Here is a 24,092-nt window from a genome sequence, read left to right on the forward strand (position 1 = left end):
ATTAAGTAAGGCTTTATAAATTACAAATTCATCCTTTTTATATGAAATACTTTTGAATTTACGAACAATAAAATATAAAACTACTAATTTATTATCTCTCATAATTTACATAATAAATTTCAACTCAGTATAATCTGGATACTAAGATTATTCATAATTAAATCTCTTCTTTTCCTCTTCTGTAAAATCACTTGGCATTATTATTTCAGAAGATCTATTGCCTAAATTTCTTTTTCCAAATATATAAAATTCAGAAATAAATTTGATATAGGTTATTGTTTTTTTATCGATTAAATACTTATTTGTATCAAATATATTTGAGGAATCACTAACCAAAAGGAATCCATCAACATTACTACCATGTAAATATTTCTTTTTAAATATCTGACCATTATTGCAATGAATATCAATAAGTATTTCACTTGTATTTGCGTACTTGAATAACTTAGTAACAGGATACAACAGTAAATAATTAAGAATTGTTAACAACAAAATCCTATTTACAACTTGTTTATCATATGAGTAAAACTTTAATAATAAATATGCAGACTCTTCATATTCAATATTTTTGTTATTTCCTTCTATTAGAATCTCATTAACCATACTTCCGTATAACAACATTAATGACATACTATATAACGCTGTTATAAGGAGAAGTAATAATATAATTAATCCTATACTTCTTTTTGCCTGTTTAAAAACAAATTGTGTTATTAATTTCTGTACCTTTGAAAAACATAAAGTTATCATTATAAAGAAAAGCACTATGAAAATAACGAAAAGTCTAGTTGGTGTAATATAATTCACTATAAATTTATATACCCATGCATACTTATACTCTCTATCGATACTAGTTATAGCAATTGAAGAGGCACTTACTAATAATGTTATAATAATTGCTAAATAAACTCTTCTCATAAATTTCATCCAGTTACTCATAAATAAAATTTCCTCAGATGCTATAAATATTCGAAATGGATTATTAGTAAATAGTGTACTTGTTAAAAGTGTAATTAGAATAGCTCCAATAAACCCAGAAAAAGCAATAGAAGGATCAAAAACTTTATCCATTCATTAACACCTCTCTTAATATTATCCTCTTTATATTACTATAGTTTAAAACAAAAACACCATCCTCACGCGGATGGTGTTCATGATGGTGGAGGCGAACCGTGGCTGTGCAAAACCACAATTCGCCGCAGTGTGATGATTCGATTATTTGAGGAGGTGGCGTAGGTTAGTGTGCTGCCTTCCCCCAATTCATATCTTCTCCCTTATCTTTTCATTCATAAAAGGAAGATGTATCAATCGATATTCCATTGTTATCACCAATCATTTCTAAATCATGATCCAATGTGACTGAGTAATTAAAGGGAAACGAATCATATCTCTCGTCGTCATCACCTAAATCAAACATAACCTCGACGGTGGCCGAGCCACTGACAGTAATCTCGTCTTTGTCAATTTGTACATCATCTACCTCGACGTCACAAACTCCGCTTACAATGATGCGTGATGTAAGTTCAGACAATTCTTCGGGAGTTTCATTACTTATGTAGTCGTAAAGTACTTCTTCTAATCCAATTATTTCGATGTTCTTAGTTCGTGGGGGATTAGCAATTACCAACTCAAACCTAGAATTTGGGATTGTTTTAACGTACTCGGCCATCCTCGCTATATGCTGTTGCTGCACTTTGGGAAAATTACCTGATTTCACTTCTATATATAAAATTTTATCATGCTCAGCTACAGCCATAATATCAAATTCAAACTTACCCTCCTTATAGTTTTGATATACTTGATACCCTTGATTTCTTAACTTATCAATCATTTCGAAAACCTTAAGCTCGTGAAGATATTTCCTCAAAATGGCTTCATAATTCATAAATTCTTACCTCCCGAAATGAATTTCCGTGTCAGGCATCTTACCGACTTCAATAACAAGGATATGGCTCTCTTCTTCATTATTAATACTACCTAGCAATTCTTCATACACATCATCAGGCAAATTCTCGTTGGAAAGAGTGTAAGATGCATTCAGATCAATCTTCATTGCGGTTCTTTTTATGACTTGCGAATCATCCGTGTACACAATTGTTCTAAGAGCATCAAGAATCGGTTTGCTCATGTTATCAGCGTCAACCTGACTCTTTACCCTGTGAAAGTAATATATATTGATATATAGAGGGTCCTGAAAAAGTGATACCTCTGGACACCTCTCGATAATTTGTCTGGCCTGTACTTGAAGTCTCTCGATGTACCGAACCTTTTTTCTGTTGTCAGCGTTGTATGATTTAGGTGCTTGTAACGCCACCATAAAAAACTCCATTCAGAACCTCCCAACTTAAACCGCTGAAAAGAAATGCACATAACCACTTTGAAGTGTCCCAAAAATATTATATTCTAGAGCAGATACTTAAATCCTTCCTCTAGATGAAGCAAGCGTAAAAATTCAATGTATAGCGTTGCTCCTACCCAGCTAAGAATGCGTCACCACAGCAATAGCTGCTTAAATCTATCCAAAAAACGTCAGTACCGTCAAATGCGTAACTAAATGCAACTGATAGTACTGACGCTTTTTAGGAGAAGACGGGCTGAATCCTTTTGAGTACCTTAAATATCTAATTGAGCAATTGTCTAATATAATTACAAAACATCTTGAGAATATTGATGCATTGCTTCCATGGTCAGATACGCTGCCTGAGATATGCAAAATCCCCAAGAAATAAGCATATTCGAGTCCTCACTTTGTTTAAAGGCGGGGGCTATTTTTATGCTTACTTTTGAACTTAAAAGGTCGTGGTCTCGACATCCGCTAACTTTTCACTTAGTGTTTCCACTAAGTCTAGGTCAGCACCAGGACGTACCGCGAAAAAAACCTCCACATGGGAAGCTGATCGAAATGAATAATCTCGGAGAATTCAGTAGTGGAAGAAAACACAAAATCATTGAGCAAACGAAATATCGGCTGTTCGATAGAACAGCCGATATCACTACATCTTTAATTAACTACGGAATAGCTCTCGTTAGACCTGATACTGATGGTTCCCACGGAACCATCCCACTCCACACCGAAGTTCAATGCGACGCCCAGATCACGAAGCTTAAAAAAGTGGTTGTTATTAATATCATAGGTAGATAGAAAAATCACCTGGTCGTTGAGATAGATAGTAGTAGACGCGGCGGAAACGGTCTGCTTCGTTGTTATTTTAGCCTTGGCTAGTTCGCCGCCCACGCTAGAGTAGGCTGCGTCCGTGCGCAGGATAATGGACTGATAGAAATTGTCCCAGCCGACGGAGAAGCGTTTATCCGTGCCGTTGAGTGCATAGGCGATATCCCGGAGCTTAAAGTAATTATTGCCATTGATCGTGTAAGCCTCAAAGTTAATAAGCTTGCCATCTACTAGAACCTTACTTTGATTAGGTACAGCGTTGACAGTGCCAGAGGCCAGTACCGACCACTTGCCATAGAGAGTCACGTCAGAGATCGCCTTATCAACAATGAAATTCCAAGGTTTAGTGAGAGTTGCGTCCTTATACCAGCCCACAAAGGAATAGCCCGCCTTTGTAGAAATCTGGGGAGGCGTCACGGTGCCGTTGTTGTTGGCGGAAACAGGAATAGTTCCCGCTGTGGCGTTAGTCTGGAAAGTGACGGTATGTAAGGAACTATCCCACTTGGCGTAGAGGGAAGTATCTATCTTGAATACGTCACTCTTAAAATCCACTGGATTAGTGAGCGCCTTGTCATAAAACCACCCCGTAAAATTAGAATCCTTCTTCACGGGCGAGGTAGGCGGTGCGGCCTTGTTCCCATACGATACGCTGAAAGATGTAACTGTCGTACCGCCATTGCTGTTGAAAGTTAGCACCGGGGCACCAGGAGCGCGGACGCCGGAAATCATAGTCTTAACGGGTGTAGTAGTGTCAGCGAAGGTTCCATCGCCTAGCTGTCCACCATAGTTGGCTCCCCAGGACCAAAGGGTGCCGTCAGACTTGAGGGCAACGGTGAAACTCTCCCCTACACTAACAGCAGTAACGTCGTCCAACACCTTGGTCGGAGTATTACTGGCCCATGTGGTGGTGGTGTCGAAACCCAGCTGACCCTCCCCATTGTATCCCCAAGTCCAAAGGGAGCCATCGGAGCGGATGACGGCGATGTGAAGGTACCGTGCACTGACGGCGACCACATTGTCCATTACCTTGGCAGGGGTATAACGATCCGTATCTGTACCCATATCTGTACCGTCACCTTGCTGGCCATAGTAGTTATCCCCCCAAACCCAGAGAGAGCCATCAATCTTAATAGCTGCTGCAAAGTTACTCCCCGCACTGACAGAAACTACATTATCCAACACTTTGACTGGAGTAGTGCGTTGCACTGTGGCACCATCGCCTAACTGGCCGTCGTCATTAGCTCCCCAGGCCCAGAGAGAGCCGTCAGACTTGATGGCAGCGGTGAACCCCCCATGCCCTGCACTAACAGCGGTAACGTCGTTCAGCACCTTTACTGGAGTCATACGATCTTTAGTGGTTCCGTCACCTATCTGACCACCAGAGTTCTTTCCCCAGACCCAAAGGGTGCCGTCAGACTTGATGGCAGCGGTGAACCCCGCATACCCTGCACTAACAGTGGTAACGTCGTTCAGCACCTTTACTGGAGTCATACGATCCTTAGTAGTTCCGTCACCTATCTGACCAGAATCGTTCCTTCCCCAAGTCCAGAGGGAACCATCGGAACGGATAACGGCGGTATGACTCTCACCTGCGCTGACAGAGATCACGTCATCCAACACCTTCACTGGGGTATTGCGACTCACATCGGTACCATCACCCAGCTCGCCGTACACATTTGACCCCCAGGTCCAAAGGGTTCCGTCGGACTTGATAGCGGCAGTGTAACCCCACCCTCCGCTGATGGTAGTATACTCTCCTGGAGTAGCCATGTTATAAGCTCCGGCAGAAGGAAGCATGGCGCAAAATAGCATCAGAGAGAGCGCAAGGGCAATTATCTGTTTTTTCATCCTGATTTCTTCCTTTCTGTTCTTGGATACAATCGTTTACAATTCAGCATTGTAGGTATAAATATCCAATTGATTATATCATAAATTACAAAAAAGATTTTTAAATTTTGGGCTAAATTACAAAGTTATAAAAATCGAGCGCTTATATCGTTATCTATTCGAGAAGTAATCGTATGTGATTCACTTAAAAGATAACGTAGCGTTTGCAAACGCTAAATCGTTGAAACGTCAAACAACAGTAGATTCATCGGTGGTAAAGAATATTACCTGTCAATTAGGACCCCCGCTGTACTTTTTCTTTTGTTCATCGCACTACACATGGGTATACTTTACTACCATAAAAATATTTCTATTAAGTGTTAATAAAATCTAGACCGCGATACCTAATCTCGAATGTCAGCATGCCATCTGGTACAACAAATCTGTATTCTTAACCATCTAATAATGAAGGAGAACACTCAATGAACCCACATCAACATCTACTCTTACTCAAATTACTTAATGAAACGTTTAATCCAGAAAAAGATGGAGCATTTCTTGCCGTTGCTGCAAAAGAAACAGAATTGAAAGCAAATGAGCTACCTGTATATATTGTACGGGTAGCTTTTACTTTTATTGAAGAGCATGGACTTAATCCTTATTACGATGGAACCGAAGTATACGTCAGCGTCGATTCAAATAACGTGGAATTTGTTCTTGAAGATGAATGGGAAGATGATGCTCCTATGATTGAAGGTAGTCCATTAGAAACCATCCATAAATGGATCAACCAACTCACCGAACCATTCTATGTACATCCGTTGTTAATTACTCAATTTCCACACCAATGGGAAGAAACCGTCAATATCGTCGATACCGTCGATAAGTAGAAATAATGTTCATGATAACAACCATAGATAGTTAGAAATATCAAGGGAGGCAACTACTATTGACTCTTCAAATTAACGAACAAAAAAAGAATGCTATCGCTAGTTCAGTTACATCAACCATTGAACAGCAACTCCATTACTTCCCCTATGCCAAATATCCAAGAGAACCTCTCAATACATTGCTAGAACAGTTTGCTTCTCCTGAGTCTGTTGATACCATTACTTTAAGACAGGCGTTATCTTGGTCTTTCGGTTATTGGCAGAACAAGCATATACCGTTCAAATATAATCAAATAGTTATATCCATAACGAAGCATTGGAATGAGTTTATAGAACAGTACATTCCCGATCATGTTCGTATGATTGATTACTGGACAGGCAAAATTGGTTATAGCGAGCTCCAATTAAATGCAATACTATTTCTTACGCATATCCTTTGTCCTGCGGATATTGAACTTATTGATACTAATCGAATGAGGTGACATAATGAATGATACCCATGATTTACAGCGTGCAGATGAAATATAGTGAGCATATTAATAATCATGATATTCCAGAAATCAAAAAGTTTATAGGCAGCTATCTCCAGAAGGTAATCGTATATGATGAGTATGTGGAGCTGATTTTGAAGGTAAACGTGGATTTACATGGTGGAGGCGAACCTTGGCTGTGCAAAACCACAATTCGCCGAATTATTATTAATCAGATATAGTACTTGCAATATTGTGAATTAACTTATGTATGCTATATTCCTACTTCAGTACGTAATAGAAGGCCCTCTAAATTAGTTACTTTATCAGAAGCAACTACACTCAAATATTTCCGCACAACCCTCCGACTCTCAATTCCTTCCTTAATTGTATGATAGCAAAGATCAACTAGTGTATCTTGTTCGATCAACGTGTTTGTAAGTGCCTCACCTTTCGTCGTATATATGGGGGTATCTTGAATTACTTCCTGTATGTCATAGTCATTGCTACAAATAATTGACGCCCCCATCAAAAGTACTGCAGCTAAACTATGAATTTCTCCGAGATCATTAGTATTTTTCAGGGGACGCCCTTCTTTTATTTTCTTCTCATTTAAATTCGAAAAAGCTTTACGCATATCTCTTAAATAACTTTCATAGATTACATAATCATTTTCTGTCAATGTGTTTTCATCATCAGGATCAAAAAGTTTCCACTTTCCTTGGTCAATATAACTCTGTACTTTTTTCCTAACATCTGATATTAATAATTCATCTAATACTTCTTGGTGGATGTAGATATCTTCATACAATGAATCAATCCATGAAAAGACGTCAGCAGAATTAAAAGTTGCTGCATGAATTAATATATTGGCATCAACAAATACTTTTCCATTACGCATCATCTTCATGACCCCTTGAAAGAGCAACCGATTGATATTGCTCTGCAAGCTTGGGAGCAAACTTCGAAAGTTTATTTGCTGCTACAAGAATGTCCAAACCTTTTTTCTCAACATTCTCTTTTACTGCATGCTCATATGCTACAAATCTTGAGTCCTTGCTTGGATAATCCGAAACTGAGATTGGAAAACCTAATTTAGATCGTTTTTCAAACCAATCCATTTCGGTATTCTTTTTATTTGGTACATTTTCACCAAGTTCACTTAATCTCCGTACTACCGCCACATACGGAACATCGGCAAGGTCTGCAATTTGAAGAATAGCTTCTTCATTACCTTGCTTTTTAAACTTATTCCATACTTGTTTAGTGAGTTCTTTAGGTAACATTATTGCTGCTGCAAACCGGTCCGCTGCACGCTCATGATCAAAATTTCCATCTTGCATAAGACTTCCTTCTGATAAATGCCACAATTCATGAGCGGCTGTAAAATAACGTGCTCGTAATGAATGAAAGGTATTCAAGACAACAAATTGCTCGCCATTCTGACGTTTAATTGCTGCACCATAGTAATTTTCGTCTTCTACATATTGATAGATCAAATTAACTTTATCAGCAAGCAAACGTTCAATATGTGAACCAATGAAAATATCATGACCTATTGCGTCTTGTAAGAAACTCGCCGCATATACCTCAGCAACTTTTTCAGCTTTTTCTCTATGATTCATCAGTTCACCTGATTTTTCAAGCCGATATAATCTTCGATTGCAAATAATAAAGAATCCATCTCTCTTTTAGATCGACGATTTGAAAAAGTTCCTCTCAAATGAACAGTCAATAATCCTTTTTCCTCAGATTTATCCCTAAGGAGATCCACCAAATTGATATTCAATATTTTTGCTATTTGTTCAATGTAATGCGGCTGTAATACTCGATTTCCTGACAACAGATGTCCTACCATACCTTTACTTAACCCTAATTCATCAGCTAGCCATTGATAAGATTTACCTTCTACTTCTAACCAGGCTCTAACCTTTTCAACTACAATCTCCTGTGTTTTCATACAAACACCACCTTATACTGTATACAAATATTATACTTGATTTTGTAGACGTATACAAACTCTTTTTTATATCATATGCAAATTACTGTGAAAGGATACATACCAAAGCAATAAATCAAATATTAACAGCAAAAATCCACAACCTCTTGCGGTTGTGGATTTACATGGTGGAGGCGAGGGGATTTGAACCCCTGTCCGAAGACTACGCCACACAGGCTTCTACGAGTGTAGTCACAGTTTTATTGTCGATCTAGTAAACGCCCCGTAACCGGCTTTTACTAGGCCCAGCCTGATTGTCTTCTTCTGCTCACCCCAGGCGGAGATGAGACAGCGTATTCCACTACTTGTTAGCCCCTATTCCAGTCACATGGACGATGCTGGGTAGAAGCACGCACACAGTTTCTTAGGCTGCGAAAGCGTAGTTTGTTTGAGTTTTGCCGTTTAATAGGCTTTAGCGTTGATAAAGCGGACGCGGCCCCACTACTCGCAACCCGCGCTCGTCCAGTCCCCGTCGAATCCATAAACGCCCCCTAAATGGCATCAAGCTTATCGTAATAAGCTTTAGCTTAGGAACGCTTGCTTCAACAAGAAGTAAGCACGGATTAATGTACTCATTAGCCACCGACTAATAAGATTTGATTACTACTATAGTATATGCATTCATCTTGCAAGTTCATACATAACTAATGGAATATATTCAGTATATCATGATTTTCATCAATTCACACTGTATGATCGTTGGAAATTATCAAATTCACTGTTAAAGGGGAATACTCTCTCTTTTCTACTTAGCGAATGACTTTCTGCTTTTCACGTAATATACGTTGAATATCACGCTGCGAATCACGTTTTGCTGCTGCATCACGTTTATCGAATTGTTTCTTACCTTTACCTAGTCCAATTAGCAATTTGGCATACCCATTACGCACATAAATTTTCAATGGCACAATAGAATAACCTTCTTGCTTTGCCTGACCTAGAAGTTTAAGAATTTGAGACTTGTGAAGCAATAGCTTACGAGCGCGAGTTGGATCAGTTGGATTGTGAATATTCCCTTGTTCGAAAGGACTAATATGCAGATTGTGAATAAAGATTTCGCCATTACGAATCGTCGCAAACGCATCATTAATATTTGCCCTACCTGTACGAAGAGATTTGATCTCTGTACCCGTTAGCACCATCCCAGCTTCCAAGGTTTCTTCAATAAAGTAATCATGAGATGCCTTTTTATTTCGTGCTAATGGCTTACTCTCCGTTACATTTTTACTCACACCATTCACCTCTCTACTTCTAATCTCATGAAACTATATTGTAGCAATTTTACTGTACAAAAGCAATATTGTTATAGAGACAAGAAGGACCGCCTAGCCACGAATGGTCTAGGTCGGTCCTTCGTTCACGCATTAGCGCAAGTAAGCTATTAAAGCTTAACTACGTTTTCTGCTTGTGGTCCACGGTTGCCGTCAACTACGTTGAACTCAACTTGTTGGCCTTCTTCAAGAGTTTTGAAGCCGTCGCCAGTGATTGCGGAGAAATGTACGAATACATCATTTCCGCCTTCAGCTTCGATAAAGCCGTAGCCTTTTTCAGCGTTAAACCATTTAACTGTACCTTGTTGCATGTGAAATAGCCTCCTTTATAAAGAAATAAATAATATGCGCCTATTTCGTTGTAAAACAAAAAATTCACACATTGAAAAAGGTTCATGAAGATGATGATACCCTTTTCAATATGTGAATAGAGGTGAATCATATCAATTAGCTTGAGTTTACTATAGGAATTGGGAAAAAGCAAGCGTTTTACTTGTTTTGCTTTCTCCCTTTATTCATCCGAATGTATTTTTATTCGTTATCGAAATTGCGCTTATTTCTTTTTACGCACGAAGCCACCCATTGCTTTTTTGGCTTTATCTTTTTTCTTTTTCGCCTTCTTCTGTGCGGGATCTAACACAATACCAGACGATTTTGAACTATCTTTACCGCCATTAAACACCCCACTTGCTGATGTCTTCTTATAGTATCTCTTATTATCCCCTTGAGCTGAAGCAGACTTTTTCTTTCTTGGTGGTTTTCCTGCAAATGGGTTGGAGTAATATGTTCCGTCCTCTTCACGATTCGGCTGAGCCGCAGCCTTTTCTTTATCCACACTGTCAAAGTCAAGAATTAAGCGGTTGTCTTCCACCCACGGATTTTTCGACTTATCGCCAATTACTGCGCTTGTCCGCGGACCACGTTTGAAGTCTTTCTTCCCTTTGTTATCACGAGAATCTGTTGCTCCAGAACGTTTATCCCCTTGTCGAGGATTACGATCTCCACCCGCTCTTGGCTTACGTCGATCATTACTACTTCCTCCAGCAGCTGTGCCTGGCTTCCCGCCGCGTGCCGGCTTGCGATCACCTGCTTGACCTGTATCTTGACGGTTTCGTCCCGCTCTTCCAGAGTAACGATCACTATTCCCTTTCGTACCTGCAAACACAAAATCTATCGTATGGTCGCTCATATTTACACGATTAACCGTAATTTCTACTTCATCGCCGATCCGATATATTTTCGATGTACGTTCTCCGACAAGAATCATATGATCCTGGTGGAAATTGTAATAGTCATCGGTCATATCTCCAAGACGAATTAATCCTTCAACAGAATTTTCAAGTTCTACAAACATCCCGAAACTTGTCACACTGCCAATGATTCCACTGAATGTCTCACCAACCTTATCAAGCATATATTCGCATTTTTTCAAACGATCAGTGTCACGTTCAGCCTCTACAGCAATACGTTCACGTTGTGAGGAATGTTGGGCAATATCCGGCATACGAATAGCTAGCGTTTCCTGGCGTTTGCTACTTAGTGAACCGCCACCTTCGATTACTTCACGAATGACCCGATGAATGGCAAGGTCAGGATAACGACGAATTGGCGATGTGAAATGCGAATAATATTCAGCCGCAAGCCCGAAATGGCCTAAGCTTTCCGCATCGTATTTCGCTTGTTTCATCGAACGAAGCATCATCGTCGAGATAACCGTTGCTTCCTTCGTACCTTGAATTTTATCAAGTAGCGTCTGCAATGCACGAGGATGTACCGAATTACCTTTTCCTTTTACTACATGACCAAAGTTCGCAGCAAATGTCATAAATGTTTGTAGTTTTTCTTGATCTGGATCCTCATGGATACGATAAAGGAAAGGTACTTTCATCCAATAGAAATGCTCTGCAACTGTTTCATTAGCTACTAGCATAAACTCTTCAATAATTTGCTCAGCTACAGAACGTTCACGCTTTACGATATCTATAGCTTTACCATCGTCATCAACAATTATTTTTGATTCTTGGAAATCAAAATCAATCGCTCCACGCTTCATCCGGCTCTTTCGCAATCTCATAGCTAGTTGTTCCATCAACTGGAACATATCTAGTAATGGAGCGTAACGTTCTTTCAGTTCCGTATGAGGTTCTTCTTCTGTAGCTGTAAGAATATCGCGAACATCTGTATACGTCATACGCTCTGTTGTACGAATAACACTAGTAAATATGTCATGTTTAACTTGCTTTAACGACTCCGCATCAAATTCAATTTCACAAGAAAGCGTCAAACGATCTACTTGCGGGTTCAAGGAACATATCCCATTAGACAGTCGATGTGGTAGCATCGGAATAACTCGGTCTACCAAATAGACACTGCAGCCTCGAAGAAACGCTTCCTGATCAAGCGCAGAACGTTCTTTTACATAGTAGCCTACATCAGCAATATGTACTCCGAGTAACAGATTACCATTGTCTAACCGTTTTACATGAACAGCGTCATCAAGATCTTTTGCATCTGCACCATCGATCGTTACGATCACTTCATTACGAAGATCGCGACGATTTTGACTAGTAATTTCATCTTCAGTAATGACTTCAGGAGCAGCTTCTGCTTCGGCCATAACTTCATCAGGGAATTTTTCGGGTAATTGATGTTTACGTATGATGGATAGTATATCTACACCTGGATCATTTTTATGACCAAGAATTTCGATAACTTCGCCTTCTGCAGCCGATCTTCCTTCAGGATAAACCTTAATTTGCACGACAACCTTTTGTCCGGAAACTGCGCCTTTTGTTTTACCTTTAGGAATAAAGATATCTCGATTAATTCGCTGATCATCTGGCATAACGAATGCGAAGGCTTCATGGTGTTCAATAACACCTACAACTTGAGTTACCGCACGTTGTACAACACGTTCGACTTCCCCTTCCATACGACCGCCTGCTTCGCTTTTGCTTGTAATGCGAATAAGGACGATATCACCATTCATCGCACTTTTCAAATCATTGGCATGAATATAGACATCTCCGTGTTCCTTGTCATCTGGAATTAGAAATCCAAAACCTTTAGCATGTGCCTGTATCCGCCCACTCAATAAATTCATTCGCTCTGGCACGCCATAACGCTCTGTCCGCGTTCTAAGAATCTTCCCTTCATCCTCTAATGCAACAAGCATTTTCAGAAAGTTTTTGAAATCTGTAGCTTCACTAATTGCAAAATGCTGTTCTAATTCTTGATATGTCATCGGTTTATAGGCTATTTCTTTCATAAATTCGAGTAATTGACTCTCGTTCACCATAAACTTTCCCCCTTATTCTTATATCATCATACTGTTAAGTATACACCATATGTGATTAAATCAATCTTAAATATATGTAAGATACCAACAAAAAAAAGCGAGGGAATCCCTCGCTTTTCAATGCTCTAATTATGCATTTAAGAAATACGATACTACTAACGCCAAAATAAAGAAACCTGCAGCTAAAGCCACAGTTAGACGCTCCAAAAATAGGTCTAAACCACGAGCCTTTTGTTTACCGAATAAATGTTCAGCACCACCAGTGATTGCACCAGTAAGTCCCGCGCTTTTACCTTTTTGCAGCAATACTGCTCCAATCAAACCAAGCGCAAAAACAATTAACAAGATTTTCAAAGCAACATCCATTTCTTCCACCTCCAGCATAGCCAATCCATACAAAAATAGATAATATGATTCTAACATAAATTAGGCGCTGTTACAATAGGACTGGTTACGATTGGAATTGATATTGTAGTGGTACTTGTCGCTTTTGAAGTTGTTCTTTTACAAAATGATAGTTATGCCGAGCATGCTCTAGTTCGTGTTCATTATCAAATTGTTGATCGATATATAATATTTTCTCCTCAAGATGAGGCAAGCGATGTAACTGCCTTGCATAATCAATTTTACCTTTTCCAAGATTACAATCTTTTCTTCCATAAGTCACATCTCGCAAATGAATTAAAGGGGATCGTTCCTCATAATCTCGGTATATTTGAAAAGGATCTAATCCCGAGATATAAATAGAGCCAAAATCCAGCTCTAACTGTAATTGATCTTTGTCGAATGGTCCAACGAGCTGTTCAAGTATAAATTCACCATTGATTTTTTTGAATTCCCTTGAATAGTTATGAAGAACTAGCTGCAAATCATTCTTTTTCGCAACCGAGATACAAGTACCAATTAAATGTACAAGATATTGGATTTCACTCTCTTTAAATTTTTCACTAATCGGAAGCCAAGGAATAACAACATATTTCGCACCTACTTCTGCTGCATACTCAGCAGACTTCTCGAAATCCTCAACAATTTTTTCTTCATCATAAATTCGTAATGGAACGTGAACCGATGGAATTACAAGATTAAGACGTTTAACATTTCTTCTAATCTGCTGAGCTGAATATGTATAATATCCAGTCATCTCCACAGCTTGATAGCCGATGTTCGCAATTTCCTCTAACGTTTTCTCCATATCATATTCTGCAAGCTGGCTCATCGAATACATTTGCATACCGATTATTGGACCTTGTTTTGTTGCAATCTTTGATTCACTGTTAGGTTCATTCTTTGAATCATTGTTAGGTTCATGTGTTGACTCATTTTTTGTTACATTATTGGACTCATTGTTTTCTTTACTATTTGGTTTATTCATTGAACTATCGCCCACTCATCTGTATTTATTACGTTCATTATTGCCTAGAGTGGTCTGTTTCATGTGTCAGCAACAAAAAAAGGGAGGCACTCCCTCATCCGTTAAGATGTAAGAAGTACTTCCCTATTTATAATAAGTTATTGGATTAACTTATTTGAATTTTTTCAAGTTGTAGAATGCTGTTTTACCAGCGTATTGAGCTGTAGAACCAAGTTGATCTTCGATACGAAGCAATTGGTTGTATTTCGCAACACGGTCAGTACGAGAAGGAGCACCAGTTTTGATTTGTCCAGCGTTAGTCGCAACAGCAATGTCAGCGATTGTACTATCTTCTGATTCACCCGAACGGTGAGAGATAACAGCTGTATAACCAGCACGTTTAGCCATTTCGATTGCATCGAAAGTTTCAGTCAATGTACCGATTTGGTTAACTTTAACTAGAATTGAGTTACCAACGCCTTTTTCGATACCATCGTATAGACGCTCAGTGTTAGTAACGAACAAGTCATCACCAACCAATTGTACTTTGTTACCAAGTTTTTCAGTAAGAAGTTTCCAACCTGCCCAGTCATCCTCATCAAGACCATCCTCGATTGAGATAATTGGGTATTTATCAACCCAAGAAGCAAGAAGGTCAACGAACTCTGCAGATGTAAAGGATTTACCTTCACCAGCAAGAACGTATTTACCATCTTTGTAGAACTCAGTAGCAGCTACGTCCATACCTAGGAATACATCTTCGCCTGCTTTGTAACCAGCACGCTCGATAGCTTCAAGAATTGTAACAATTGCTTCTTCGTTAGAACCAAGGTTTGGAGCGAATCCACCTTCGTCACCAACAGCTGTGTTAAGACCTTTGTCATGAAGAACTGCTTTAAGGTTGTGGAAGATTTCAGCACCAATGCGTAGAGCTTCTTTGAAGCTTTCAGCACCAACAGGAAGAACCATGAATTCTTGAACGTCGATGTTGTTATCAGCATGCTCACCACCATTGATGATGTTCATCATTGGAACTGGCAATACTTTAGCGTTGAATCCACCAAGATATGTGTAAAGAGGTACATCAAGAGCGTCAGCAGCTGCACGAGCAGTAGCCATAGATACTGCAAGAATAGCGTTAGCACCTAGCTTAGCTTTGTTATCAGTACCATCTAATTGAATCATTTTACGGTCGATAGCAACTTGATCAAGAGCGTCAAGACCGATAATTTCTGGAGCAATGATTGAGTTAACATTGTCAACAGCTTTCACTACACCTTTTCCTAGGTAACGAGATTTGTCGCCATCACGAAGCTCAACAGCTTCGTATGCACCAGTAGATGCACCGGATGGAACGATTGCGCGGCCTTTGCCACCAGATTCAAGAGAAACTTCTACTTCTACAGTAGGATTACCACGAGAGTCAAGAACTTCGCGTGCGTATACGTCAACGATAATAGACATTAAGTTACAACTCCTTTAGGTTTTTAATTATTATTTAAATACTTTATATCTATATTGTACATGTTTTGGTACTACTTAATCAATGTAGAACCTGTCATTTCTTCTGGTTTTGCTACTTCAAGCAATGAAAGCATCGTAGGAGCGATATCAGCTAAGATTCCGCCTTCACGTAATTGCACATCATTAGAAGTCACGATAAATGGAACTGGGTTTGTTGTATGAGCCGTATGAGGACGACCATTTTCATCAAACACCATATCAGCATTACCATGGTCAGCAGTAATTAGACATACGCCACCTTTGGCAAGAACAGCGTCTACTACTTTACCAACACATTCATCTGTAGCTTCTACCGCTTTAATTGTCGGCTCAAGCATACCAGAGTGACCAACCATATCTGGATTTGCAAAGTTAATAATAATAACATCATGCTTGTCTGATTCAATCTCACGAACAGTAGATTCTGCTAGTTCATAAGCACTCATCTCAGGCTGCAAATCGTAAGTCGCAACTTTTGGAGAGTTAATCAAGACACGAGTTTCACCAGGAAGCTCTTTATCACGACCACCACTGAAGAAGAACGTGACATGCGGATATTTTTCAGTTTCAGCTGTACGTAGTTGTTTCAAGTTGTTTTGCGCCAATACTTCACCAAGCGTATTATCAAGGTTTTTCGGCGAGTAAGCAACTAGTCCTCCAACGGTTTCACTGAACAGTGTCAAACATACATAGAATAGATCCTTCGGCAATTTCTCACCGCGATCAAATCCAGGGAATTCTTCATTCGTAAATACTTGAGAAAGCTGGATTGCACGGTCAGGACGGAAGTTGAAGAAGATCACAGAATCTCCAGTTTCAACTAGACCAACAGGGCTACCATCTTCTTGTAGCATTACGGTAGGTACGAAGAATTCATCATAAACATTGGCAGCGTAAGAAGCTTTAACAGCTTGCAAAGCATCTGTTGCAGAAGGACCATCGCCATACACCATAGAACGATAAGATTTCTCTACACGCTCCCAGCGCTTGTCACGGTCCATTGCATAGTAGCGACCTTGCAGTGTTGCGATTTTACCAACGCCTACTTCTTGGATTTTCGCTTGTAATCTCTCAACATAGCCAAGTCCGCTATCTGGAGATACATCGCGACCATCTAGGAAAGCATGAATATATACTTCAGAGAAATCATTACGTTTCGCCATATCAAGCAAAGCAAATAGATGCTCGATATGACTGTGCACACCACCATCGGATAACAATCCGTATAGGTGAAGTTTTTTGCCATTTTCTTTGGCATGAAGCAATGCTTTAAGCAATGTTTCATTGTCATAGAAATCGCCATCACGAACGGATTTCGTAATACGAGTTAAATCTTGATATACAATACGTCCAGCACCGATGTTTAAGTGACCTACTTCAGAGTTACCCATTTGGCCCTCTGGTAGTCCTACTGCTTCACCACACGCTGTTAGCGTTGTATTCGGGTATTGAGTCAAATAACGGTCGTAGTTCGGCTTATTAGCTTGTGCCACGGCGTTACCAACAACATCATTACGAAGACCGAAGCCATCCATAATAATAAGTGCTACTGGTTTGCGATCAGCCATCTTACTTGGCCCCCTCGACAAGTGCGATATAAGAAGTTGGCTCAAGACTTGCGCCACCTACTAGTGCTCCGTCGATATCAGCTTGACCCATATATTCCGTTACATTTTCCGGTTTAACACTACCGCCGTATTGAATACGAACAGCATCAGCAGTTGCTTGATCATACAATTCAGCAACAACGCTACGTACATAACCGATAACTTCTTGAGCATCAGCGGAAGTTGATGATTTACCAGTTCCGATTGCCCAAATTGGTTCGTATGCAATAACGATGTCCGCTACTTGAGCTGCAGATAGACCTTGAAGCGCAGCTTCAGTTTGAACTTTACATACATCTTTCGTAGTACCAGCTTCACGCTCTTCAAGCTTTTCACCAATACATACGATGGGTACAAGGCTATGTTTAATCGCAGCATGAACCTTTTTGTTAACTGTTTCATCAGTTTCAGCGAAATATTGACGACGCTCAGAGTGTCCGATCAATACATATTTCACGCCAAGATCTTTCAACATTACACCACTGATCTCGCCAGTGAATGCGCCGTTATCTTCAAAGTGAAGGTTTTGCGCGCCGATAGCAATAGATGTGCCTTTAGCAGCTTCAACAAGTGCTGGTAAATTTGTAAATGGTGCACAAATCACGCTTTCCACTCCAGCAACTTCAGCTTTACCTTTAATAGCATCGAAGAAAGAAACCGCTTCTGAAATCGTTTTGAACATTTTCCAGTTACCTGCAATAATAGGTGTTCTACTCATCATATACCCTCCTAAAAACTTTTCATGGCTTCACGATTCACTTCTCAGTTAATGAAAAGTTACTTCGAAAGCATACGCTAAAACTTTTCATGGCTTCTCGGTTCACTTCTCAGTTAATGAAAAGTTACTTCGGAAGCATAGTCAAAACTTTTTCATGGCTTCTCGGTTCACTTCCCGGTTAATGAAAAGTTACTTCGAAAGCATAGTCAAAACTTTTTAGCGTTCGATATACTTAGCCAGTATATGAAAAGTATATCGAACGCTTATGTTAGAACATTACGTTCTTATTTATCGTTAAGAGCTACTACACCTGGAAGAACTTTACCTTCCATGAACTCAAGGGAAGCACCGCCACCAGTTGAGATGAAGTTCATTTGATCTGCAAGACCGAATTTCTCAGCTGCAGCTGCGGAATCTCCACCACCGATTACTGTGTAAGCATCAGTTTCAGCTGTTGCTTTAGCTACTGCTAGAGTACCATGAGAGAATGGCTCGATTTCAAATACGCCCATAGGTCCGTTCCATACTACTAGCTTAGAGTTTTTGATAACTTCAGCGTAGATTTCACGAGTTTTAGGACCGATATCGATACCTTCCATGTCAGCTGGGATGCTGTCTATGGAAACAATTTTTGTATTAGCTTTAGCACTGAATTCATCAGTTACTACAACATCAACTGGTAAGTATAAGTTCTTGCCAGCAGCTTTTGCTTTTTCAATGAATTCAAGTGCAAGATCAAGTTTACTGTTATCAAGAAGAGATTGACCGATTTCATGACCTTGAGCTTTGAAGAATGTATAAGAAAGACCGCCACCGATAATAATGTTATCCGCGATTTCGATCATTTTTTCAATAACTGCAATTTTATCTTTAACTTTAGATCCACCAACGATTGCTGTGAACGGACGAGCTGGATTGTTAAGCGCTTTGCCTAGCACATCCAATTCTTTCTCCATAAGCAAACCAGATACAGCCGGTAGGAAGTGAGCGATACCCTCTGTTGAAGCATGTGCACGGTGAGCAGCACCGAATGCATCATTTACGAATAGATCAGCAAGATCAGCAAATTGTTTTGCTAGTTCTGCATCATTTTTCTCTTCACCAGCATTGAAACGAACATTTTCAAGCAACATTACATCACCATTGTTCATATCAGCGATAAGTGCTTTAACAGCATCGCCAACTGACTCATTAGCTTTAACAACTGGTTTGCCAAGTAACTCAGCAAGACGAACTGCACTTGCAGTATGACGAAGCTCTTCAACTATTGCGCCATCAGGGCGACCAAGGTGACTAGCAAGAATAACTTTAGCACCATTTTCAATTAGGAAATTGATTGTAGGCAATGTCTCGCGAATACGTTTGTCATCTGTAATTTTTCCATCTTCAAGCGGAACATTATAATCTACACGAACAAATACTCGTTTTCCAGTTACTTCGATATCACGTACACTTTTCTTATTCATTAGACGTTCCTCCGCACCATTTATATTGTCTATAGCTTAGAACCACAAAACCTAGTCATGCTAATATTGTTGAAACTTCACGACACGATTATATATAAAGAGCGGAAACAATATCACTGTTTCCGCTCTTTGATATTGCTCAAATATTACTTAATAAGTTTTGCGAAATGTTCAACTGTGCGAATCAATTGAGATGCGTATGACATTTCATTGTCGTACCATGCTACAGTTTTAACCAATTGTTGGTCGCCAATAGTTTGAACTTTAGTTTGAGTTGCATCGAATAGAGAACCGTTAGTAATACCGATAACGTCAGAAGATACGATTTCGTCTTCTGTGTAACCGAATGATTCGTCAGCAGCAGCTTTCATAGCAGCATTAACTTCATCAACAGTTACTTTTTTGTTCAACACAGTAACAAGTTCAGTTAGAGAACCAGTTGCTGTTGGTACACGTTGAGCTGCACCGTCAAGTTTACCGTTAAGTTCAGGAATTACTAGACCGATTGCTTTAGCAGCACCAGTTGTGTTAGGGATGATATTTTCAGCCGCTGCACGAGCACGACGGAAGTCACCTTTAGGGTGTGGAGTATCTAGTGTATTTTGGTCACCTGTGTAAGCATGAATAGTTGTCATAAGACCTTGAACGATACCGAATTGGTCATTAAGAACTTTAGCCATAGGAGCTAGACAGTTAGTAGTACAAGAAGCACCAGAGATAACCGTTTCAGTACCATCAAGAATTTCATGGTTAGTGTTATAAACGATAGTTTTCATATCGCCTGTAGCTGGAGCAGAGATAACAACTTTTTTCGCTCCACCTTTAAGATGTTTTTCAGCACCTTCTAGAGTTGTGAAGAAACCAGTACATTCTAGAACGATATCAACGCCAAGCTCGCCCCAAGGTAGTTCTTCTGGGTTACGGTTAGCAAGAACTTTAACTTCTTTGCCATTAACTTTGAAGAAGCCGTCATGCACTTCAACTTCGCCATCGAAACGGCCTTGAGTTGTATCATATTTAAGCAAATGAGCAAGCATTTTAGCATCTGTCAAATCGTTAATTGCTACTACCTCAATACCTGCCACATTTTGAATGCGACGGAATGCCAAGCGACCAATACGTCCAAAACCATTAATACCTACTTTAATCATGAGTAAATCCTCCTAAGGTTAATTTGTTTTTGAAAAGATTTATATATTTGAGACGAGTGTAATAAATTACAGTTCGTCGTGATGCCGATTAGCTTCATAGTTCTCGATCATCCGCAACGCTGCCCCTTCATCAGTGACAAGTGCGTGATCATAACCAAATTTCATGATTGCATCAATAGCTTCAGCTTTGCTAGCACCGCCAGCAACTGCTATCAACACTTCAGTTTGAGCAATATCCTCAAGCCGCATACCTACTGTTTTCATTTTGTAAATGGGTTCACCATTACGATTAAAATAAAAACCGAATGATTCGGCCATTGCACCTTCGTCTTGCATAGCCTGCAATTCTTTAGGATCGGTCTTTCTTCGTCTCGCCATTACAATAGCGTCACCAATGCCATGCACAATAATTCGTGCATTTCGAATAACTTCAACAATTTCTTTAATGGAAGGTTCTTGAATGATCGATTCATACGCGTCAGAGCTAATATGATCGGGCACATGTAGTAATCGGTAATGTCCACCAGTCCGTTTCGCCAGCATAGATGCGATCGTGTTCGCTTGATAATCCAAGCTTTCACCAAGACCTCCACGCGCCGGTACAAATACAATATCTTTGATGGAATTGGGTAAGCTCATGTACTTGGCAACCTGTGCAGTTGTCGTTCCACCTGATACCGCGATAACATCTCCAGAACGTATTGCTTGCTTCAGCAACTGGCTTGCTGCACGACCCAATTCACGCTTTGCAATTTCTGATTGTTCAGAATCGCCAGTAACGACAATAACCTGCTTTAACCCATACATCGACTTCAGCTTGTCTTCAATTTCTGAGCTACGAAACACTTGATCGCCAAGTTGCTCCATTTCTTCAAGCACTTTCTTGCCGTCTTCGCTTAATTGCATGCCAGAAGATTGAATAATTAGAAGTCCTTGTTCTTTCAACAGCTCCGTTTCAGCTCGTAGCACTCGTTCGGTCATCGATAACGTTGTTGCTAACGCACGTCGACCAATTGTTCCTGCAAGCATCACTTGCTGCATAATTTTATATCGCTTTCTCATGACATCCAAAAGCTCTGGTACTAACTGTCTTTGCAGTTCAATAAGCTGACGCATAAATACCATCACTCCATCGGAAAGAGTCCACGTGTACCACATACAACATTACTCTAGAACTCATTGGACATTTTCTGTCCCTGTGGTGTGATTTAAGTCCCACCTTTAGTTTACCTAATATTTTGACGTACTGCAAGTGCCGTTTCTTCATGTAAGCGATTGCCAGAATAATTTATTTGAATTTTAAACTTGCTTCGCTTCCTATTATCCCATATAATCGACAATGTCATCTTAAATTAGCGCCCGTGGTCCAATGGATATGACGTAGGCCTCCGGAGCCTGAGATCTAGGTTCGATTCCTAGCGGGCGCGCCAAACCTTCTACTTATAGCCTGTACAAGAGAATTTTCTTGTACGGGCTTTTTTATTTTTATAATCATGCTACTATCATTTTATACATAAGCTAATGTAGGATACCGATACGTTTACTCGCCATTTATTATGTTTAATGACTACCAATATAGGTAACAATGGTGAAGTGGAAATAAAGTCTGACTATCTTTGACTTTTAATTAAAATTCTATTATGATATTTACACAACATAGTTGTGATGTGGTGTTGTACTTAGTAGTTCATGAAAAGTTTAAGTCGATGCTTGCGACGCTACTTTTCATTTACAAGAAGTTGTATCAGGTAATTCATGAAAAGTTTTAGGAGGATTGGTGAAAATGAACTTTGTACCAATGGTTATCGAGCAAAGTAATCGCGGAGAACGTTCTTATGATATTTATTCTCGACTTCTGAAGGATCGCATCATCATGCTTGGATCTGGTGTCAACGACGTCGTTGCCAATTCCATTATTGCGCAAATGCTTTTCTTAGCAGCCGACGACCCAGAGAAAGACATTCATCTATACATTAATAGTCCAGGTGGCTCTATCACTTCAGGTATGGCTATCTACGATACGATGCAATATATTAAGCCTGATGTATCTACAATTTGCGTAGGTATGGCAGCATCTATGGGTGCATTTTTACTTACTGCTGGAGCGAAGGGCAAACGTTTTGCACTTCCGAACAGCGAAGTTATGATTCATCAACCGCTTGGTGGTGTTGAAGGTCAAGCAAGTGATATCGCTATTCGCGCTAACCGCATCATTAAAATGCGCGAGAAATTGAACGGTATTCTTGCAGAACGTTCTGGCAATCCGATTGAACGTCTTGAAAAGGATACTGATCGCGATTACTTCATGAGCGCTCAAGAAGCACTTGAATACGGTTTGATCGATAAAGTTATCGAACGCATAGATTAATGCCTACAGCTTTGTAACGCTTATCTAGAGACGATAGTGGTTGATCCACATTGAACATTTTTTGTTCTAGTGAACCAACCACTGTCGTCTTTTTCATTTGATATTTTTCCATATATTTCTTATTCGTGATTTTTGTCACATACATTATAAGCTGTTCACAATATGATAAAGATATCATCAAATAGATTTTGCTTACTTGGAGGAATTCTATTATGGAAACAGAAGCATTAGCTCAAATTGAACAACTAGCTGCAAAAAAACTATCTATTTTCAAACAGGATAAATTCCGTTCCTTATTGAGATCAATTATGGCAAGTATGTTTATTGGATTTGGTGTTATTGCAGCCTTTAAGACGGGATCTCTCTTCTATCAAGTTGAATCACCGTTTGCATACCCTGCTGCAGCATTGATATTCGGTATGGCTATTATTCTAATCTACTATGCTGGTGGAGATCTATTTACAGGTAATACATTTTATCTTAGCTATGCTGCATTACGTCGTAAAATGACTTGGATAGATACGTTAAAAATGCTATTATCCAGCTATATAGGAAATATTGTTGGTGCAATTCTGTTCGCAATACTCGTTTGGTTAACACAGCTTTTTGCTGATGTTAATGTGAATACTTTTCTACTGGAAGTTGCTCACAAAAAAATTGATGCTTCAACAATTGAAATTTTTTTTCGTGCTATCTTATGTAACTGGCTTGTATGTTTAGCATTTTTCATTCCATACTTTATGAAAACTGATGGAGCAAAAATGTTCGTCATGGTATTGTTGGTATTCAGCTTCTTTATCGCTGGATTTGAACATAGTATCGCAAATATGTCTGTTTTCGCTATATCTATAGCAGCCCAAGGCTGGGGAGTACTTAGCATCGGAGATATACTACACAACCTCATCCCTGCAACATTAGGTAATATAATGGGCGGCAGTGTACTTATGGCCACGTTCTATTATTATCTCAACAAACCTTATTTCAAAGAGAGTGGGGAATAA

Annotated in this window: 24 protein-coding genes, 1 tRNA gene and 1 other RNA gene; 7 read left to right on the forward strand and 19 right to left on the reverse strand. The window is 39.5% G+C overall.

Going from position 1 to position 24,092, the window contains the following annotated elements:
- Positions 1-147: 147 nt before the first annotated feature.
- From AC1TPB_RS21895 to AC1TPB_RS21905, 3 genes are all read right to left on the reverse strand, one after another.
- Positions 148-1,071 carry a hypothetical protein gene (locus AC1TPB_RS21895; RefSeq protein ID WP_482078443.1) on the reverse strand — a complete coding sequence of 308 codons (924 nt, stop codon included), beginning with the start codon at positions 1,069-1,071 and terminating at the stop codon, positions 148-150.
- 211 nt (positions 1,072-1,282) lie between these two features.
- Entirely contained in the window at positions 1,283-1,885 is a 603-nt protein-coding gene (locus AC1TPB_RS21900) for a pPIWI-associating nuclease domain-containing protein (RefSeq protein WP_482078444.1), read from the reverse strand.
- Between the two features lie 6 nt (positions 1,886-1,891).
- Positions 1,892-2,329, reverse strand: coding sequence for a RusA family crossover junction endodeoxyribonuclease (locus AC1TPB_RS21905; RefSeq protein WP_482078445.1), 438 nt, complete (start codon positions 2,327-2,329; stop codon positions 1,892-1,894).
- A gap of 265 nt (positions 2,330-2,594) precedes the next feature.
- On the opposite strand from AC1TPB_RS21905, the gene AC1TPB_RS21910 reads away from it, so the two are divergent.
- Complete coding sequence (locus AC1TPB_RS21910; protein ID WP_482078475.1) at positions 2,595-2,729, forward strand: hypothetical protein; 135 nt, start codon at positions 2,595-2,597, stop codon at positions 2,727-2,729.
- 272 nt (positions 2,730-3,001) lie between these two features.
- On the opposite strand, the gene AC1TPB_RS21915 is transcribed toward AC1TPB_RS21910, so the two are convergent.
- Positions 3,002-5,020 carry an RCC1 domain-containing protein gene (locus tag AC1TPB_RS21915; protein ID WP_482078446.1) on the reverse strand — a complete coding sequence of 673 codons (2,019 nt, stop codon included), beginning with the start codon at positions 5,018-5,020 and terminating at the stop codon, positions 3,002-3,004.
- Between the two features lie 461 nt (positions 5,021-5,481).
- Here AC1TPB_RS21915 and AC1TPB_RS21920 point away from each other — a divergent pair, with 461 nt between their 5' ends.
- Genes AC1TPB_RS21920 through AC1TPB_RS21930 form a run of 3 tightly spaced genes read left to right on the forward strand, consistent with a single transcriptional unit; the run spans position 5,482 to position 6,601 of the window.
- On the forward strand, positions 5,482-5,889 hold the full coding sequence (locus AC1TPB_RS21920; protein ID WP_482078447.1) for a hypothetical protein: 408 nt from the start codon (positions 5,482-5,484) through the stop codon (positions 5,887-5,889).
- A gap of 59 nt (positions 5,890-5,948) precedes the next feature.
- Positions 5,949-6,371: a hypothetical protein gene (locus AC1TPB_RS21925; protein ID WP_482078448.1), complete on the forward strand. Its 423-nt coding sequence runs from the start codon at positions 5,949-5,951 to the stop codon at positions 6,369-6,371.
- An 8-nt stretch (positions 6,372-6,379) separates the two neighbouring features.
- Positions 6,380-6,601 carry a hypothetical protein gene (locus AC1TPB_RS21930; protein ID WP_482078449.1) on the forward strand — a complete coding sequence of 74 codons (222 nt, stop codon included), beginning with the start codon at positions 6,380-6,382 and terminating at the stop codon, positions 6,599-6,601.
- A gap of 32 nt (positions 6,602-6,633) precedes the next feature.
- On the opposite strand, the gene AC1TPB_RS21935 is transcribed toward AC1TPB_RS21930, so the two are convergent.
- The 15 genes from AC1TPB_RS21935 to AC1TPB_RS22005 all read right to left on the reverse strand — a co-directional run bounded on the left by AC1TPB_RS21935 (position 6,634) and on the right by AC1TPB_RS22005 (position 21,881).
- Positions 6,634-7,263, reverse strand: a complete 630-nt coding sequence (locus tag AC1TPB_RS21935; protein ID WP_482078450.1) for a PIN domain-containing protein — start codon at positions 7,261-7,263, stop codon at positions 6,634-6,636.
- Positions 7,253-7,984 (reverse strand): ImmA/IrrE family metallo-endopeptidase, encoded by a 732-nt coding sequence (locus AC1TPB_RS21940; protein WP_482078451.1) that lies wholly within the window; start codon positions 7,982-7,984, stop codon positions 7,253-7,255. Before AC1TPB_RS21940 ends, AC1TPB_RS21935 begins: the two co-directional genes overlap by 11 nt.
- Positions 7,984-8,319 carry a helix-turn-helix domain-containing protein gene (locus AC1TPB_RS21945; protein WP_482078452.1) on the reverse strand — a complete coding sequence of 112 codons (336 nt, stop codon included), beginning with the start codon at positions 8,317-8,319 and terminating at the stop codon, positions 7,984-7,986. Before AC1TPB_RS21945 ends, AC1TPB_RS21940 begins: the two co-directional genes overlap by 1 nt.
- Positions 8,320-8,484: 165 nt before the next feature.
- Positions 8,485-8,850, reverse strand: a transfer-messenger RNA (tmRNA) gene (ssrA, locus tag AC1TPB_RS21950).
- 257 nt (positions 8,851-9,107) lie between these two features.
- Entirely contained in the window at positions 9,108-9,590 is a 483-nt protein-coding gene (gene smpB, locus AC1TPB_RS21955) for an SsrA-binding protein SmpB (RefSeq protein ID WP_482064670.1), read from the reverse strand.
- A 149-nt stretch (positions 9,591-9,739) separates the two neighbouring features.
- Positions 9,740-9,940 carry a cold-shock protein gene (locus AC1TPB_RS21960; protein ID WP_482064669.1) on the reverse strand — a complete coding sequence of 67 codons (201 nt, stop codon included), beginning with the start codon at positions 9,938-9,940 and terminating at the stop codon, positions 9,740-9,742.
- Positions 9,941-10,182: 242 nt separating this feature from the next.
- Positions 10,183-12,927: a ribonuclease R gene (gene rnr / locus AC1TPB_RS21965; protein WP_482078453.1), complete on the reverse strand. Its 2,745-nt coding sequence runs from the start codon at positions 12,925-12,927 to the stop codon at positions 10,183-10,185.
- Positions 12,928-13,056: 129 nt separating this feature from the next.
- Positions 13,057-13,293, reverse strand: coding sequence for a preprotein translocase subunit SecG (gene secG, locus AC1TPB_RS21970; RefSeq protein ID WP_482064667.1), 237 nt, complete (start codon positions 13,291-13,293; stop codon positions 13,057-13,059).
- Positions 13,294-13,378: 85 nt separating this feature from the next.
- The gene (locus tag AC1TPB_RS21975) at positions 13,379-14,299 is read right to left on the reverse strand and encodes a sugar phosphate isomerase/epimerase family protein (RefSeq protein ID WP_482078454.1); all 921 of its coding nucleotides are present in this window, start codon (positions 14,297-14,299) and stop codon (positions 13,379-13,381) included.
- A 150-nt stretch (positions 14,300-14,449) separates the two neighbouring features.
- Positions 14,450-15,742 (reverse strand): phosphopyruvate hydratase, encoded by a 1,293-nt coding sequence (eno, locus tag AC1TPB_RS21980; protein WP_482078455.1) that lies wholly within the window; start codon positions 15,740-15,742, stop codon positions 14,450-14,452.
- A 71-nt stretch (positions 15,743-15,813) separates the two neighbouring features.
- The gene (gene gpmI, locus AC1TPB_RS21985; RefSeq protein ID WP_482078456.1) at positions 15,814-17,349 is read right to left on the reverse strand and encodes a 2,3-bisphosphoglycerate-independent phosphoglycerate mutase; all 1,536 of its coding nucleotides are present in this window, start codon (positions 17,347-17,349) and stop codon (positions 15,814-15,816) included.
- Between the two features lies 1 nt (position 17,350).
- The gene (gene tpiA, locus AC1TPB_RS21990; RefSeq protein WP_482064679.1) at positions 17,351-18,106 is read right to left on the reverse strand and encodes a triose-phosphate isomerase; all 756 of its coding nucleotides are present in this window, start codon (positions 18,104-18,106) and stop codon (positions 17,351-17,353) included.
- A 284-nt stretch (positions 18,107-18,390) separates the two neighbouring features.
- Positions 18,391-19,572, reverse strand: a complete 1,182-nt coding sequence (locus tag AC1TPB_RS21995) for a phosphoglycerate kinase (protein ID WP_482078457.1) — start codon at positions 19,570-19,572, stop codon at positions 18,391-18,393.
- 146 nt (positions 19,573-19,718) lie between these two features.
- A complete protein-coding gene (gap, locus tag AC1TPB_RS22000; RefSeq protein WP_482078458.1) occupies positions 19,719-20,723 on the reverse strand; it encodes a type I glyceraldehyde-3-phosphate dehydrogenase in 1,005 nt (334 codons plus the stop codon).
- A 66-nt stretch (positions 20,724-20,789) separates the two neighbouring features.
- Positions 20,790-21,881: a sugar-binding transcriptional regulator gene (locus AC1TPB_RS22005; RefSeq protein ID WP_482078459.1), complete on the reverse strand. Its 1,092-nt coding sequence runs from the start codon at positions 21,879-21,881 to the stop codon at positions 20,790-20,792.
- 197 nt (positions 21,882-22,078) lie between these two features.
- On the opposite strand from AC1TPB_RS22005, the gene AC1TPB_RS22010 reads away from it, so the two are divergent.
- The 3 genes from AC1TPB_RS22010 (at position 22,079) to AC1TPB_RS22020 (ending at position 24,092) form a co-directional block, all read left to right on the forward strand.
- Positions 22,079-22,153 (forward strand) — tRNA-Arg (locus tag AC1TPB_RS22010).
- A 353-nt stretch (positions 22,154-22,506) separates the two neighbouring features.
- On the forward strand, positions 22,507-23,091 hold the full coding sequence (gene clpP / locus AC1TPB_RS22015) for an ATP-dependent Clp endopeptidase proteolytic subunit ClpP (RefSeq protein WP_482078460.1): 585 nt from the start codon (positions 22,507-22,509) through the stop codon (positions 23,089-23,091).
- A 212-nt stretch (positions 23,092-23,303) separates the two neighbouring features.
- Entirely contained in the window at positions 23,304-24,092 is a 789-nt protein-coding gene (locus AC1TPB_RS22020) for a formate/nitrite transporter family protein (RefSeq protein WP_482064659.1), read from the forward strand.

It is taken from the genome of Paenibacillus sp. Y951, assembly GCF_056786395.1.

Coding starts and splice junctions, on each gene's coding strand:
- AC1TPB_RS21895 (WP_482078443.1), bottom strand. CDS start 1,071: ATGGATAAAGTTTTTGATCCTTCTATTGCTTTTTCTGGGTTTATTGGA.
- AC1TPB_RS21900 (WP_482078444.1), bottom strand. CDS start 1,885: ATGAATTATGAAGCCATTTTGAGGAAATATCTTCACGAGCTTAAGGTT.
- AC1TPB_RS21905 (WP_482078445.1), bottom strand. CDS start 2,329: ATGGAGTTTTTTATGGTGGCGTTACAAGCACCTAAATCATACAACGCT.
- AC1TPB_RS21915 (WP_482078446.1), bottom strand. CDS start 5,020: ATGAAAAAACAGATAATTGCCCTTGCGCTCTCTCTGATGCTATTTTGC.
- AC1TPB_RS21920 (WP_482078447.1), top strand. CDS start 5,482: ATGAACCCACATCAACATCTACTCTTACTCAAATTACTTAATGAAACG.
- AC1TPB_RS21930 (WP_482078449.1), top strand. CDS start 6,380: ATGATACCCATGATTTACAGCGTGCAGATGAAATATAGTGAGCATATT.
- AC1TPB_RS21935 (WP_482078450.1), bottom strand. CDS start 7,263: ATGATGCGTAATGGAAAAGTATTTGTTGATGCCAATATATTAATTCAT.
- AC1TPB_RS21940 (WP_482078451.1), bottom strand. CDS start 7,984: ATGAATCATAGAGAAAAAGCTGAAAAAGTTGCTGAGGTATATGCGGCG.
- AC1TPB_RS21945 (WP_482078452.1), bottom strand. CDS start 8,319: ATGAAAACACAGGAGATTGTAGTTGAAAAGGTTAGAGCCTGGTTAGAA.
- AC1TPB_RS21960 (WP_482064669.1), bottom strand. CDS start 9,940: ATGCAACAAGGTACAGTTAAATGGTTTAACGCTGAAAAAGGCTACGGC.
- rnr (WP_482078453.1), bottom strand. CDS start 12,927: ATGGTGAACGAGAGTCAATTACTCGAATTTATGAAAGAAATAGCCTAT.
- secG (WP_482064667.1), bottom strand. CDS start 13,293: ATGGATGTTGCTTTGAAAATCTTGTTAATTGTTTTTGCGCTTGGTTTG.
- AC1TPB_RS21975 (WP_482078454.1), bottom strand. CDS start 14,299: ATGAATAAACCAAATAGTAAAGAAAACAATGAGTCCAATAATGTAACA.
- eno (WP_482078455.1), bottom strand. CDS start 15,742: ATGTCTATTATCGTTGACGTATACGCACGCGAAGTTCTTGACTCTCGT.
- gpmI (WP_482078456.1), bottom strand. CDS start 17,349: ATGGCTGATCGCAAACCAGTAGCACTTATTATTATGGATGGCTTCGGT.
- tpiA (WP_482064679.1), bottom strand. CDS start 18,106: ATGAGTAGAACACCTATTATTGCAGGTAACTGGAAAATGTTCAAAACG.
- AC1TPB_RS21995 (WP_482078457.1), bottom strand. CDS start 19,572: ATGAATAAGAAAAGTGTACGTGATATCGAAGTAACTGGAAAACGAGTA.
- gap (WP_482078458.1), bottom strand. CDS start 20,723: ATGATTAAAGTAGGTATTAATGGTTTTGGACGTATTGGTCGCTTGGCA.
- AC1TPB_RS22005 (WP_482078459.1), bottom strand. CDS start 21,881: ATGTGGTACACGTGGACTCTTTCCGATGGAGTGATGGTATTTATGCGT.
- clpP (WP_482078460.1), top strand. CDS start 22,507: ATGAACTTTGTACCAATGGTTATCGAGCAAAGTAATCGCGGAGAACGT.
- AC1TPB_RS22020 (WP_482064659.1), top strand. CDS start 23,304: ATGGAAACAGAAGCATTAGCTCAAATTGAACAACTAGCTGCAAAAAAA.